We start from the raw sequence: 13,364 nt of genomic DNA, 5'->3' as shown, positions 1-13,364 counted from the left end.
TGTTAGTCTCAAAAAAATTGTCAGCCCATCGAACCGACGACGAGCAACATCCCGATGACCAGCGCGACGAGCGGTGCCACCATCGCCACGACGCGCCAGAATCGGATGGACGCAGTGGAATGCGGTCGGCCGGCATGAGTACGGAGAGACATGGTCACGGTTCCTTTCACACCGGGGCGACATCGACCCGGGCACTTCGAGCGATCTGTGACTGCTAGGACCAGAGTGACAGAAGTAACAGTTGAGACCGCGCAGCAGCGCCGCGCGTCGGCGTCACGATTGCGCAACACGGGTGTCCCGAGCACCGACGCGATCACGAGAGGGTGCGAGTCATGACAACGGCCAAGCCCACCCCCGACCGCCTGACACTGCGCGCCGTCTGGCTCATCGTCGTCGCCTGCGGCGCCCTGAGCGCAGTGGTCGCGGCCATGGCCGCACTCAACACGGCATTGGCCGAGATCGCCCCCGACATCGAGGCCGACGCCGGACAGATCACCTGGCTCGTCGACGGCTACACGCTCACCCTCGCGGCGCTGCTGTTGCCCGCGGGTGCACTCGGCGACCGGTTCGGGCGACGGGGGATGTTGATCGGCGGCATGGTCGTGTTCGGTATCGCCTCGGCACTCCCGGTGTTCCTCGACGACCCGAACATGATCATCGCGACCCGGTGTCTGGCCGGCGCGGGTGCGGCACTGGTCATGCCGGCCACCCTGTCGCTGATCACCTCGGGCGTCCCGGAGTCCAAGCGACCACTCGCGGTGAGCATCTGGGCCGGAGTGGCCGGTGCCGGCGCCATCGGCGGGTTCTTCGTGACCGGCATCCTGCTCGAGTTCTTCAGCTGGCATTCGATCTTCATCACCTTCGCCGGAGCGGCCGCGCTCATCGTCGTGGCGGCGTTGACCGTGGACACCTCCCGCGATGCGAATCCCCCGCGGTTCGACATCCGCGGATCGGTCACGTCGGCCGTCGCCATCGCGGCCTTCGTGTTCGGGCTCATCGAAGGGCCGGTCCGCGGCTGGGATGACCCGCTCGTACTCGTCACGTTGATCGGCGGGCTGGCGCTGGTGGGCGCCTTCGTCTATCTCGAACTGAGCCGCGACCACCCGTTGCTCGACGTCCGACTGTTCCGTCGTCGCGCCTTCGGCTCCGGCGCCTTCGCGATCGCGCTGCAGTTCCTGGGGTCGTTCGGCACGTTCTTCCTCATCCTGCAACGTCTGCAACTGGTTCTGGGCTACTCGCCGCTGCAGTCGGCGGTGGCCATGTTCCCGTTGGTGATCGTCGTGATGGTGATGTCGCTGCTGGGCAACTGGCTGGCGGTGCGGTTCAACTTCCGTGCCGTTCTCGCGCCGGGCATGTTCGTGTTCGGGATCGGGATCGTGCTGTTGGGCGCGTTGACCTACAGCGAGTACTGGGTGATCGCGATCCTGTTGTCGGTCATGGCCTTCGGTCTCGGTGTCGCGACGGCCCCGGCCACCACCGCGATCATGGTGTCGACACCGGTCGAGAACCAGGGTGTCGGCTCGGCGGTCAACGACACCGCCCGTGAACTCGGAGCCGCGATCGGCATGGCCCTCGCGGGCAGCATCGTCGCGGCGGGATACACCGCACGCATCGGCGCCACCGCGGACCGGGCCCGTGAGCAGTTCCAGACCATGGGCGATCAGCTGAGCGCCGGCGGGCAGCAGGCCCGCGGCGAGATGGTCGCCGCTCAGGGTGATGTCGTCGCCGAGAACATCGGCCGGTCCCTGGCCGAGGCGAAGGCGGTCTCCGAGCAGCTCGAGCAGAACGTGCCCGGCGACCTCGCGCGCACCGTCCTCGACGGCGCCCAGCAGGCGTTCCTGCACCCGTCGAACCAGGCGTACATCGTGCTGGGTGCGCTGGTGATCGCCGGATCGGCGGTGTTGGCGTTCTGGGCTCCGAACCGCTTGGACGAGAAGGCGACCGGCACGACGGTGGTGGCCGCGCCGTCGGATCTGGAGTCCGATCCGGTGGGCTGATGCGGGTCTAGACGGTGGCGACGGCCTCGACCGCGGTCGCCGAGGCCCACTTGTAATCGGCCTTGCCCGCAGGTGATCGCCGGATCTGCTCGACCACCGTGACCGCACGCGGCACCTTGTACCCGGCGATCCGCTCCCGACAGGTCGTCTGGATCTGCTCCAACGTCGGCACGTCCGCCCCGTCGACGACCGAGACCACCGCGGCGACCCTCTGACCGAACCGCGGATCCGGCACGCCGACGACGAGCACGTCGTGCACGGCCGGATGCGCCTGGACGGCCGCCTCGACCTCCTCGGCGAACACCTTCTCGCCGCCGGTGTTGATGCACCCGGATCCACGACCGAGGAACACCACGCTGCCGTCGGCCTCCCGACGTCCCATGTCGCCGAGCACCGCGGCCCGACGCCCATCGGGCAACGTGACGAAGGTGCGAGCCGACTTCTCCTCGTCCTTGTGATAGCCGACCGGGACGCGGCCGACGCGGGCGATGAAACCGATCTGGTCGGATCCCGGTTCGATGGGCTCGAGCGCCTCGTCGAGCACGGTGAGCGCCGGGTTCGAGGTGGACCGCAGCAGGCCGTCCTCCCCCATGATCAGCTCGCCGTCGTTGCCGGTCTCCGAGGCGCCGAAGTTGTCGCGCATCCACAGATCGGGTTTGACCGCCCGCATCCGATCACGAACCGCGGTCGACCAGATCGCGCCACCGTTCGTCACCGACAGCAGCCCGGTCACGTCGAGGGTCCCGAGCGCCTGTCGGCTCTCCATCTCCTCCACGAGCGGCGCCCCCATCCCGTCGCCGACGATGAGCACGATCTGCACGCCGTGGTGCTCGATCGAGTCGAGCACCGCCGACGGGACGAAGTCACGCTGCAGGACGAGACGACCGCCGTTGATGAAGAACATGAACAGCGAGTAGATCGCGGCTCCGTGCATCAGGGGCGCGGCCAGCAGGAACGAAATCGGGGCGAACGTGCTCGCGTTGTCGGCGATCGCGGCGTGGTCGGCGAGTGGTTCGGGCCCGTAGGGGTTCCCGCCCGACAGCGGCTTGTGGAAGAAGTCGTCGTGCCGCCACACCACGCCCTTGGGGTAGCCGGTGGTCCCGCCGGTGTAGAGGATGTAGTGCTGGTCGCCGGAGCGGGGCGCGAAGTCGCGTGCGGTGCTGTGGCCGGCGAGGTCGACGACCCCGACGGACACGCGATCATCGGCTGCGGCAGCGAGTTCCGGTGTGACGTCGCCGATCACCAGGACGGTGTGCACCGCGGTCTGCGGTAGCACGGTCGCCAGCGTCCGCTGGTGCTCGTCGAGTTCCACCAGCGCCGCGACCGAGTCGGAGTTCTCCAGGATGTAGGCGAGTTCGGTGGCGGTGTAGCGGTAGTTGACGTTGATCGCGGTCGCGCCGATCTTCAGCAGCGCGACCATGGCGTAGACGTGCTCGAGACTGTTCTTGAGGTAGAGCGCCACGTGGTCGCCGGCGCCTATCCCGTGGTCGCGCAACAGATGTCCGAACGCGTTGGACCGTTCGTCGAGTTCGCGGTAGCTGACGTCGACACCCTCGTATCCGATCGCGATCCGGTCGGGCACCGCGTCGGCGATGGTCTCGAAGATGTCGCCCAAGTTGAAGTCGGTGGCGGTGAAGTCGGTGGCTGCGGTCTCGGTCATCGGGTCAACACCAATCCGCTCGTGGGGACACCGGTCCCCGCTGTCACGACGACGCGCTGCGCGCCGTCGACCTGATTGACCGAGTCGCCCCGGAGTTGGCGCACGGCCTCGGCGATCCCGTTCATCCCATGGATGTAGGCCTCGCCGAGCTGCCCGCCGTGAGTGTTGAGCGGGAGCTCACCCCCGACCTCGAGCACCCCCGGACGCCGGACGAAGTCCTTGGCCTCACCGCGACCGCAGAACCCGAGTTCCTCGAGCTGCATCAACGTGTACGGCGTGAAGTGGTCGTACAGGATCGCCGCGTCCATGTCGGTGGGACCGAGACCCGACTGCTCCCACAGCTGCCGTCCGACCAGCCCCATCTCCGGTAGACCGGCGAGATCGTCGCGGTAGTAGCTGGTCATGATGTATTGATCGTTGCCGCTGCCCGACGCCGCGCCCGCGATGATCGCCGGGACATGCGGCATGTCCTTCGCCCGCTCGGCGGAGACGATCACCAGTGCGACGCCGCCGTCGGATTCCTGGCAGCAGTCGAGCAGGTGCAGGGGCTCGGCGATGTAGCGCGAGTTCTGGTGGTCGTCGATGGTGATTGGCTTGTCGTAGAAGAAGGCGTTGGGGTTGACCGCGGCGTGTTTGCGGTCGACCACTGCAACCGCACCGAAATCGGCACTGGTCGCGCCGTATTCGTGCATGTACCGCTGGGCGACCATCGCCACGAACGCCGCCGGCGTCGACAGCCCGTGCGGATAGCTGAACGCGTTGTCGGTACCCGACGAGTTGTCCTGCGCGGCGAGACCGGCATTGACCTGACCGAAGCGCATGCCGGACCGCTCGTTGAAGGCGCGGTAGGCGACCACGACATCGGCGACGCCGGTGGCGACGGCCATCGCGGCCTGCTGAACGGTCGAACACGCCGCGCCGCCGCCGTAGTGGATGCGGGAGAAGTACGTCAGGTCACCGATTCCCGTGGCGCGGGCGACGGCGATCTCGGTGTTGGTGTCCATCGTGAACGACACCAGTCCGTCGACCTCGGACGGGTCGAGACCCGCGTCGGCGATCGCCGCCCCGACCGCCTCGGCGGCCAGGCGCAGTTCGCTGCGTCCGGAGTCCTTCGAGAAATCGGTGGCGCCGATCCCGACGATCGCGGCGGCGCCGGACAACGACGTGCTCATGAGCTCTGCTGCACAGTGTGGTCGAGAACGACGGTCACCTGGGAGGTGACGTGCTTGCCGAGTGCGTTCGTCCCGACCACGTCGACGGTGGCCACCCCGTCGTCGACGGCGCTGACCGTGCCCGCGAACGTGAGCGTGTCGTATGCGTACCACGGGACGCCGAGGCGCAGGGTGATCGACCGGATCTGCGCCCGCTGACCCGCCCAGTCGGTGACGTAGCGTCCGACCAGCCCGGTGTCGGTGAGGATGTTGACGAAGATGTCCTTCGATCCCTTGCTCTGCGCGAGGTCTCGGTCGTGATGCACGTCCTGGAAGTCACGGGTGGCCAGGGCCGTCGAGACGATGAAGGTCGGTGTCGCCTCGATGACCAGAAGCGGCAGAGTGTCGCCGACGGCCACGCCGGGCGGCGTACGGGGCGGGGCCACGGGGGCGGTCATGTCGTCGCACCTTTCGAATCGGCGGGTTGCCAGGCGTAGAGGGTCCACGGATCACCGGTTCCGGGGACGGTGGCGTCGGGATCGGCAGGGAAATCGAGGAATTCGACGACGACCGGCATGCCGATGGCCACCTCGGCGGGGTCGACGCCGCGGAGCTGTCCGAGCATGCGCACGCCCTCGTCGAGTTCGACCAGCGCGATCACGAACGGCAGGGTGCGGCCCGGGACACGCGGAGCGTGATGCACCACGAAGCTGTAGACGGTGCCCGTGCCTGCCGCGACCTGGTAGTCGGTGGTCTCGGTGTGGTGTTTCCACAGCGCCGGGACCGGCGGGTGGACCAGCGTTCCGTCGGGTCGACGTTGGATGCGCAGCTCGTGGTCGGCGACCCCGGTCCAGAAGAAGGCGGTGTCACGAGATGCGCTGGGCCGCATCATCGCGCCGGCGTCGAGGTCGTCGGTGGGCGCGGCCAGCGACGACGTGACACCGGACGACGCCGCCGTCTCGGGCGACGCCGCAGGGGGCCGGAACTTGAGGATGCGGAAGTTCATCTCGGCGACGACCTCGTCGCCGACGGTCCAGACGTTGCGGGTGGTGAAGAACCATCCCTCGCCGAGTCCGGTGGTCTTCGGACCGACCACGTCGAGCAGCTCCGACGAGATGGCGACATGCTCGCCCGGCCGCGTGTAGCGGTGGTAGGTCGAATCGCAGTTGGTGGCGACGACCGAGGTGTATCCGGCGTCGTCGAAGATCTGCGAGACCGCGCCCAGCGGGTCGTCGTCGGAGCGCGCCCCGTGCAGGCCGCGCATCGTCCAGACCTGCGCCATCGCGGGCGGGGCCACGACGCCGTCCCATCCGGCGGCTCGCGCCGCGTCCTCATCGCGGTAGATGGGGTTCGCGTCCCCGATGGCCTCGGTCCAGTTCGCGATCATCGGACCGTTGATCGGGTCGCGTCCGGCCACCGGCGCGCTGGCGCCGCCGGCACGGACCGCATCGGTCGCGCTACGGATGCGGTCCTCGGTGGTCGCCGCCGTCGCCTCCACGCTCATCGCGGTGCGCGCGGGAGTCCGAGGCCCGACGTCGCGATCATGTCCCGCATGACCTCGTTGACGCCGCCACCGAAGGTGATCACCACGTTGCGCTTGGCCTGCGCGTCGAACCATCGGATGAGGTCCGCGGTCTCCGGATCGGCGAGATCGCCGAAGCGGCCGATGATCTCGTCGATCAGCCGGCCGATGCGCTGCACGCGCTCGGTGGCGAACACCTTGGTCGCCGCGGCGTCGGCCATCGAGATCGCCTCGTTGCCCGAGGAGGACACCTGCCAGTTCAGCAGTTCGTTGATTCGGGTGTAGGCCGCGATCTCGGCGAGCGCCCTGCGCACGTCGGGGTTCTTGGCGGGCACGGTGCCGTCGGCCGCCGGTCGTTGCGCCCATGCGGAGATACGGGCCAGCAAGCCGTCCATCCGTCCCGCGGGGCCGAGCATGACGCGCTCGTGGTTGAGCTGGGTGGTCAGCAACCGCCACCCGAGGTTCTCCTCGCCGACCAGCATGCCGACCGGGACGCGGACGTCGTTGTAGTACGTCGCGTTGACGTGGTGGGCTCGGTCGGCGGTGATGATCGGGGTCCAGCTGTAGCCGGGATCGGTGGTGTCGACGATGAGCATCGAGATGCCCTTGTGCTTGGGCGCGTCCTTGTCGGTGCGGCACGCGAGCCACACGTAGTCGGCGTCGTGACCGCCTGTGGTCCACAGCTTCTGCCCGTTGACGATGTATTCGTCCCCGTGCCGGACCGCGGAGGTCTTCAGCGACGCGAGGTCGGTGCCGGCCTCGGGTTCGCTGTAGCCGATCGCGAAGTGCACCTCGCCCGCCAGGATCGCCGGGAGGAACTTCTGCTTCTGCTCGTCGGTGCCGTGCACCTGCAGCGTGGGGCCGACGGTCTGCAGGGTGACCGCGGGCAGCGGGACGTCGGCGCGCGCGGCCTCGTTGACGAAGATCTGTTGCTCGATGTCACCGAAACCCTTGCCGCCGTACTCCGTCGGCCATCCGACGCCGAGCCAGCCGTCGCTGCCCATCTGACGGATCACCTTGCGGTACGTCGGACCGTGCCGCTCGGTCAGCATCGCCGCCTGGTCCTCAGGAGAGATCAGCGTCGAGAAGTATTCGCGGAGCTCGGCTTTGAGCGCCTTCTGCTCGGGGGTGAGGTCGATGAACATCGATCTAGTACTCCTGGCCGGTCGAGTCCGCCAACTCGTCGGCGAACATGGACGACTCCGCGAGCTCGTCGAGTCGGGCGGTGGCCCCGCCGACGATGCGGGCGAGGTCTTTGATGATCGAGTAGTAGCGGTGCAGCGGATAGGTGATGTCCACCCCGACACCGCCGTGCAGGTGCGTCATGGTGCGCAGGGTCGTCGGCATCTCGGCGGCGAGCCAGTAGGTGGCGATCGAGAGGTCACGGTCGGCGTCGAGCCCCTCGGCCAGGCGCCACGCCGCCGACGTCACCGCGAGGTTCATCGACCGTCCGACGACGTAGATGTCGGCGATCTGCTGGGTGACGGCCTGGAAGGTGCCGATGGGCTTGCCGAACTGATTGCGGTTGCTGACGTGGTCGGCGGTGATGCGCAGCGCCCCGGCGAGGATCCCGTCGGCGTAGGCGGACAACCCCAGTCGGTACACATCGCGCAACGTCCGACTGTCCCGCGACACCAGCGCCGCATCGTCGACAGCGACGTCCTCCAACCGGACGGTGTACTCGCCCCACCGCGACGACGCCGGGGTGCGGGTGATCGACACCCCGTCGGCGGCCGCGTCGACCAGCACCACGCCGGAGTCGGTGGTGACGAGCAACGCCGCGGCGCCCTCGGCGTGGAGGACCGCGGTCTTGGTCCCGGTGAGCCGGCCGCCGGACAGCGAGGTGTGCGGTGCCGTGGTCAGCGCTGCACCGGGTTCACCGATCGCGACGGCTGTGTGGCCACCGTCGACGATGGTCTGGGCGAGACGATCGAGGGCAAACGAGGATTCGCGGATCACCAGTCCGGCGACCAGGGTGCCGATCGCGGGGGTCACGCCCGCCGACTCGCCGAGTTTCGTCAGCAGCGGCAGCAGTCCCAGGATGCCGACGGTGTCGCCCCCGCGATCCTCCGGCAGCGGTAGCGCGACCACCCCGGACTCGACCATCGCCGACCACAGGGGCACCTCGAAGCCGCCGGGCCCGTCGAACGTCTCATCCCACACCGGGGTGTGGCGTCCGACCAGGTCAGTGGCCACGTCGTTGACCGCCTGGGCCGTGCCGTCCAGGGTGAAATCCACGCCGGACACCTCCTCGTCGAAGCCGTTTCTAGAACCTGTTCTAGTTGTATCAGAGTTCGCGACGATGTCGATAGCCTGAGGGCCGCCTCAGCGCGGTAGACCGAGGATCCGCTCGGCCGCTGCGGTCGCGAGCACCTGCGTCGTGCCACCGGCGATGGTCAGGCAGCGGTTGCGCAGGAACAGATCGGCCGCGTCGGACGTCGCGAGGCCCGCGAGCCCGAGCACCGACAGCGCGAACTCCGGTACGTCCTGTCGATGCCGTGCGCCGATGAGCTTGCGAACGCTGGAGATGGCCCCCGGATCGTGGCCGGCGATACTGCGCAGGACGGACTGCGCATCCATCACACGGCCGATCTGCGCCTGGACACACAGAGCACCCAGGGCGTCGACGTCGACCGGTCCGAGCTCGGTGTCCGACGCCGCGATCTGGCCCAGCAGGGACTCCATCTCCGCGCCGAGTCCCGAGCCACCCATGGCCACCCGTTCGTTGGCCAGTGTCGTGCGAGCCAGTCGCCAACCACCGTTGCGCTCTCCGACGAGGCAGTCGTCGGGAACGAACACGTCGTCGAGGAAGACCTCGTTGAACAGGGCGTTGCCGGTGATCTCGCGCAGCGGCCGGACATCGATGCCCGCGCTGGTCATGTCGACGAGGAAGTAGCTGATGCCTTTGTGTTTCGGCACGTCGGTGTCGGTGCGGGCGAGGCAGATGGCCCAGTCGGCGGTGTGCGCGGCCGAGGTCCACACCTTCTGCCCGCGCAGGGTCCACCCGCCGTCGACCCGGGTGGCCCGGGTGCGCAACGACGCGAGATCCGAACCCGCCTCGGGCTCGGAGAACAGCTGACACCAGGACACGTCTCCGGCCAGGGTCGGTGCGACGAACCGTTCACGCTGCGCGTCTGTCCCGTGCTCGAGGATGGTCGGGATCGCCCAGGCGCCGATCACCAGGTCGGGTCGGGAGACGCCCGCACGGTCGAGTTCGGCGTCGATGAGCAGCTGCAGGGCGGCGCCCGCCCCGAGCCCGTAGGGCACGGGCCAGTGGGGTGTCAGGTACCCGGCGTCGACGAGCGCGCGCCGCGTGTCCGGGGCCGCGGCGATCTGCTCGCACGTGGTCCGGACGGTCGCACGGTCGTCGTCCACCTCGGACAGGTCGATGTCGATGCTTCGTCGCGTGCCGCCCAGGACGGCACGTGCGGTGCCCGCGCGCCACGAACCGGTGCCACCGAGTTGCGCACGCAGCGACAGCGCGAATCGAAGGTAGAGGTGCGCGGCGTGGTCGAAGGTGAACCCGATGCCGCCGAGGATCTGGATGCAGTCCTTGGCGTTGGCCACCGCGAGGTCACCGACGGCTGCGGCGGCCACCGCCGTCGACAGTGCGACCTGCACATCGTCGCGGTCCGACGCGGCGGCGTGCTCGGCCACCGCGTGGGCGACGTCCCATGCGGCGGCACTCATCTGCTCGCTGCGGCAGAGCATCTCGGCACAGATGTGTTTGACGGCCTGGAACGACCCGATCGGCGATCCGAACTGCTCGCGAACCTTGGCGTACTCGACCGCGGTGTCGAGCGTCCATCGAGTCACGCCAGAGGCCTGCGCGGCCAGACCGGCGACGAGCGCACCGCGCACCAGGGCGTCACCTGCGGCGAGGATCTGGTGTTCTGCGACACCGACGCCGCGCAGCGACACCGAGCTCACGGTGTTCGTCCCGTCGACCGCGTCGGACGCCTTGACCTCGACTCCTGGCGCGGCCGCGTCGACGACCGCCCATCGAGGGGAGCCCTCGACGTCGATCGCCAGCAGCAGCAGTCCGCCTCCGCTGTGTCCGACGACGGTCTGCGCATCGGCGTCGACGACGATCCCGTCGCCGTCGGTGCGTCGGCTCACCGCGACCGGCGTCGCGTCCGGCGTCAGGCCGGCGGGGGCGAGCGCGCAGGTCCGGTGGCCGGACATCAACTCGGCTGCGACCTCGTGTGCCGCGTCGGATTCCGACCGGCTGAGAAAGTGCGTCGCGATCGCCGTCGACACCAGCGGGCCGGGGATCAGATCGCGTCCACACTGCTCGAGCATCACCGCCAGGTCGACGAATCCGAGGTCGAGGCCGCCACGTTCGTCGGGCGCGGTGGCCGCGAACAGACCGAGCTCGGCGACGCCGGGAAGCACCGCCGACCGCGGGTCGGACCCGTCGTCGACAGCCTGCTCATCGAGACTGCGGCGCACCACGTCGACGACACCGGCGTGCTGCGCCCACCGCCCGATGGCCTCGGCGAACGTCGCCTGATCTTCCGTGCTGGCAATCGTCATGACTCCGGCGACCTCACTCATTTCCGCATGCGGGCAAAGTAGAACCTGTTCTAATTATGCCTGTCGGTGACGGATCCGGGTAGTCGGGTACTCGGGATGTCAACTCGTCGACCCGAGGCGGCGCGGCATATCGTGGACAAATCGGTTTGCGGCAGCACCGCGACGGGGTCACCCGAGCGGAGCGCGGAAGTAAGGAAGTGACCATGGCCACCCCCGCGACACCCGGCGGCTCGGTGCCCACCGTGGGCGTGACCACCGACCCGGATCTGGGGTCCAACGCGCAACGGGAACGTCGTCGTCGGATCCTGGACTCGACGTTGGCCCTGGCCTCGAAGGGCGGATACGACGCCGTGCAGATGCGCGCCGTCGCCGACAAGGCCGACGTCGCCGTCGGCACCCTGTACCGCTACTTCCCGTCGAAGGTGCACCTGCTGGTGACGGCTCTGGCACGCGAACTGGAACGAGTCGAGTCGCGGGCCGACCGCTCACGCCTGCAGGGCGACACCGCCCTCGAACGGCTGCGCAGCGTCCTCGACCTGATCACGCTCGCGATGCAGCGCGATCCGTTGCTGACCGAGGCGATGACGCGGGCGTTCATGTTCGCCGACGCCTCGGCGGCCACCGAGGTCGACGCGGTCGCCGCGGTCATCGACCGCCTCCTCGCCGGGGCGATGGTCACCGGCGAACCCAGCGACGAGGACCTCAAGATCGCACGCGTCATCTCCGACGTGTGGATGTCGAACCTGGTGCAGTGGCTGACCCGCCGGGCCTCGGCGACCGACGTCACGAACCGCCTCGAGCTGACCATCGAACTGCTGCTGGCCGGTCGCGAGTCCCGCAGCTGAACCACTCCCGGAAATGTGCCCTTTTGGCGCTCATTTCCGCAGGTGGGCGTCGCCGGAACCGCACATCATCGCGACGCACCGGTCATCGCTCGAGTGCGACGGCGGATCTCGTCGGCGACCTCGCCGGGAGAGGTGACCACGACGGCGTCGGCCATCGACCACAGCGCGCTGAGCGCGTACCGCAGGTCGGCGCAGGTCATCCGCACCGTCTGCCACCCGTCGGTCACAGGCCCGACGTCGAGGACCTCGAACCGCATGCGCGTGAGGTCGTCGTAGCGATCCGCGCGCACCCGGACCGCCACCTCGCTCGGGACGAACCGTCCGCGGAACTCACTGCGCCGTTCCTGCCAGATCTGTTCGAGGTCGACGTCATCGGGTCGGTCCGCGGGCTCGTCGAGCACGGTGACGTCGGACATGCGTGAGACGCGGTACATGCGCTCGGTTCCATCGCGACGGGCGACGAGATACCAGGTGTCGCCGCCCATGATGAGGCCGACGGGGTCCAGTGTCCGCTCGACGGGCTCGGCTCCGAACCGCTGGTACTGCAGTCGGATCCGACGACCGAGGAACACCGCCTCCTGGAGTTGGGCGAGCGGCTGCGACGCCGGCGCTTCGGCGACGAACCCCTCGGGGCGCACCAGGATGCGTCGCGCAGCGAGCTTCACCTCGTCGCGATGCGAGTCCGGGATCGCGGCGGCCACCTTCCGCATCGCGCTGACGAACGCCGGCGAGGTCAGTCGGCCCGCGCCCGACGACAACAGCGCCCTGGCCTCGTCGAGCGTGAGCCCGGTCAGGTCGGTGCGGTAACCGGGCAGCAGCGCGAATCCGCCGTTGCGACCGCGGTCGGCGTAGACCGGCACCCCCGACACCGACAGCGCGTCGATGTCACGCAGGACCGTTCGCTGCGACACCTCGAGCTCGGCGGCGAGCGCCGCTGCGGTCATCCGCCCGTGATGACGGAGCAGCATCACCAGCGCAAGGAGTCGGTCGGCCCGCATGGCTGCAATCGTGTCAGAAATACATGACAGTTGGTGTCATGTATAGACGATTGACTGTTTCTGGTAGCCACCATCAGCCCAGGAAGCGAGACACACCATGAACGCACCCGATCCCCGCCCGGTCTACGCCGCCGCGACCGAATGGGTCACGTCCCTGCTCGAGGCCGTCGCGCCCGACCAGCTCGACAACCCCACGCCGTGCACCGAGTTCGATGTCCTCGCCCTGAGCGGTCACCTGCTCGGCACCGCGGGTCGCGCCGCTGCGCTGGGCGCGGGCACCGACATCTTCGCGGTCTCGGTGACCGACCGGCTCCACGAGCCGGCCGAGTACGCCGCGACCACCCGCCGGGCACGGGAGCTGTGGTCCGACGACGCGAAGCTCGACACCCCGGTCACCGTTCCGTGGGGCACCGTTCCCGGCAGCGGCGCGCTGTGGGGCTACGTCAACGAGACCCTCGTGCACGGATGGGATCTCGCGGTGGCCACCGGTCAGGACGCCGAGGCACCGGCCGGGCTGGCCGAGGCCACCCTGCCGATCGTCCAGATGTTCATCGGCGCCGACATCCGCGCGATCGGTGACGTCCCATTCGGCGAGGTCGTGACGAGCCGGTCCGACGCCGGCCCCACCGAGGTCCTCGCCAACTGGTCGGGACGC

The 13,364-nt window shown here is 68.8% G+C and carries 12 protein-coding genes; 3 read left to right on the top strand and 9 right to left on the bottom strand.

What is annotated here, in order from left to right; genetic code table 11:
- Positions 1–20: 20 nt before the first annotated feature.
- Entirely contained in the window at positions 21–152 is a 132-nt protein-coding gene (locus tag JHC79_RS07995; RefSeq protein ID WP_296389630.1) for a hypothetical protein, read from the bottom strand.
- Positions 153–332: 180 nt separating this feature from the next.
- Here JHC79_RS07995 and JHC79_RS07990 point away from each other — a divergent pair, with 180 nt between their 5' ends.
- Complete coding sequence (locus JHC79_RS07990; protein ID WP_296389629.1) at positions 333–1,997, top strand: MFS transporter; 1,665 nt, start codon at positions 333–335, stop codon at positions 1,995–1,997.
- A gap of 7 nt (positions 1,998–2,004) precedes the next feature.
- Here the strand turns inward: JHC79_RS07990 and JHC79_RS07985 are convergent, their stop codons facing one another.
- From JHC79_RS07985 to JHC79_RS07955, 7 genes are all read right to left on the bottom strand, one after another.
- A complete protein-coding gene (locus JHC79_RS07985) occupies positions 2,005–3,657 on the bottom strand; it encodes an AMP-binding protein (RefSeq protein ID WP_296389628.1) in 1,653 nt (550 codons plus the stop codon).
- Positions 3,654–4,829 (bottom strand): lipid-transfer protein, encoded by a 1,176-nt coding sequence (locus JHC79_RS07980; protein WP_296389627.1) that lies wholly within the window; start codon positions 4,827–4,829, stop codon positions 3,654–3,656. Before JHC79_RS07980 ends, JHC79_RS07985 begins: the two co-directional genes overlap by 4 nt.
- A complete protein-coding gene (locus tag JHC79_RS07975; protein WP_296389626.1) occupies positions 4,826–5,266 on the bottom strand; it encodes a MaoC family dehydratase in 441 nt (146 codons plus the stop codon). The genes JHC79_RS07980 and JHC79_RS07975 overlap by 4 nt, the downstream gene beginning before the upstream one ends.
- Positions 5,263–6,312, bottom strand: coding sequence for a bifunctional MaoC family dehydratase N-terminal/OB-fold nucleic acid binding domain-containing protein (locus JHC79_RS07970; RefSeq protein ID WP_296389625.1), 1,050 nt, complete (start codon positions 6,310–6,312; stop codon positions 5,263–5,265). The genes JHC79_RS07975 and JHC79_RS07970 overlap by 4 nt, the downstream gene beginning before the upstream one ends.
- Positions 6,309–7,475, bottom strand: a complete 1,167-nt coding sequence (locus JHC79_RS07965) for an acyl-CoA dehydrogenase family protein (RefSeq protein WP_296389624.1) — start codon at positions 7,473–7,475, stop codon at positions 6,309–6,311. The genes JHC79_RS07970 and JHC79_RS07965 overlap by 4 nt, the downstream gene beginning before the upstream one ends.
- A 4-nt stretch (positions 7,476–7,479) precedes the next feature.
- Positions 7,480–8,568 (bottom strand): acyl-CoA dehydrogenase family protein, encoded by a 1,089-nt coding sequence (locus JHC79_RS07960; RefSeq protein ID WP_296389623.1) that lies wholly within the window; start codon positions 8,566–8,568, stop codon positions 7,480–7,482.
- An 87-nt stretch (positions 8,569–8,655) separates the two neighbouring features.
- Positions 8,656–10,866 (bottom strand): acyl-CoA dehydrogenase, encoded by a 2,211-nt coding sequence (locus JHC79_RS07955; RefSeq protein WP_296389622.1) that lies wholly within the window; start codon positions 10,864–10,866, stop codon positions 8,656–8,658.
- Positions 10,867–11,069: 203 nt separating this feature from the next.
- Here JHC79_RS07955 and kstR point away from each other — a divergent pair, with 203 nt between their 5' ends.
- Positions 11,070–11,711, top strand: a complete 642-nt coding sequence (kstR, locus tag JHC79_RS07950; RefSeq protein ID WP_253660187.1) for a cholesterol catabolism transcriptional regulator KstR — start codon at positions 11,070–11,072, stop codon at positions 11,709–11,711.
- Positions 11,712–11,776: 65 nt separating this feature from the next.
- On the opposite strand, the gene JHC79_RS07945 is transcribed toward kstR, so the two are convergent.
- Positions 11,777–12,709 carry a WYL domain-containing protein gene (locus JHC79_RS07945; RefSeq protein ID WP_296389621.1) on the bottom strand — a complete coding sequence of 311 codons (933 nt, stop codon included), beginning with the start codon at positions 12,707–12,709 and terminating at the stop codon, positions 11,777–11,779.
- A 97-nt stretch (positions 12,710–12,806) separates the two neighbouring features.
- Between JHC79_RS07945 and JHC79_RS07940 the strand changes: the two genes are divergently transcribed.
- Positions 12,807–13,364: TIGR03086 family metal-binding protein (locus tag JHC79_RS07940; RefSeq protein ID WP_296389620.1), on the top strand; the 558-nt coding region annotated here is incomplete at its 3' end.

The sequence above is a fragment of the Williamsia sp. genome (assembly GCF_016462415.1).
Taxonomy (GTDB): Bacteria; Actinomycetota; Actinomycetes; order Mycobacteriales; family Mycobacteriaceae; genus Williamsia_A.
Note: the sequence above shows the minus strand (reverse complement) of the source record. Positions and strands in the feature narration are given on the sequence as shown.

Excerpts from the sequence above, each read along its gene's own strand:
- JHC79_RS07975 (WP_296389626.1), bottom strand. The coding sequence starts at position 5,266 with ATGACCGCCCCCGTGGCCCCGCCCCGTACGCCGCCCGGCGTGGCCGTC.
- JHC79_RS07970 (WP_296389625.1), bottom strand. The coding sequence starts at position 6,312 with ATGAGCGTGGAGGCGACGGCGGCGACCACCGAGGACCGCATCCGTAGC.
- JHC79_RS07990 (WP_296389629.1), top strand. The coding sequence starts at position 333 with ATGACAACGGCCAAGCCCACCCCCGACCGCCTGACACTGCGCGCCGTC.
- JHC79_RS07985 (WP_296389628.1), bottom strand. The coding sequence starts at position 3,657 with ATGACCGAGACCGCAGCCACCGACTTCACCGCCACCGACTTCAACTTG.
- JHC79_RS07955 (WP_296389622.1), bottom strand. The coding sequence starts at position 10,866 with ATGACGATTGCCAGCACGGAAGATCAGGCGACGTTCGCCGAGGCCATC.
- JHC79_RS07995 (WP_296389630.1), bottom strand. The coding sequence starts at position 152 with ATGTCTCTCCGTACTCATGCCGGCCGACCGCATTCCACTGCGTCCATC.
- JHC79_RS07965 (WP_296389624.1), bottom strand. The coding sequence starts at position 7,475 with ATGTTCATCGACCTCACCCCCGAGCAGAAGGCGCTCAAAGCCGAGCTC.
- JHC79_RS07980 (WP_296389627.1), bottom strand. The coding sequence starts at position 4,829 with ATGAGCACGTCGTTGTCCGGCGCCGCCGCGATCGTCGGGATCGGCGCC.
- JHC79_RS07945 (WP_296389621.1), bottom strand. The coding sequence starts at position 12,709 with ATGCGGGCCGACCGACTCCTTGCGCTGGTGATGCTGCTCCGTCATCAC.
- kstR (WP_253660187.1), top strand. The coding sequence starts at position 11,070 with ATGGCCACCCCCGCGACACCCGGCGGCTCGGTGCCCACCGTGGGCGTG.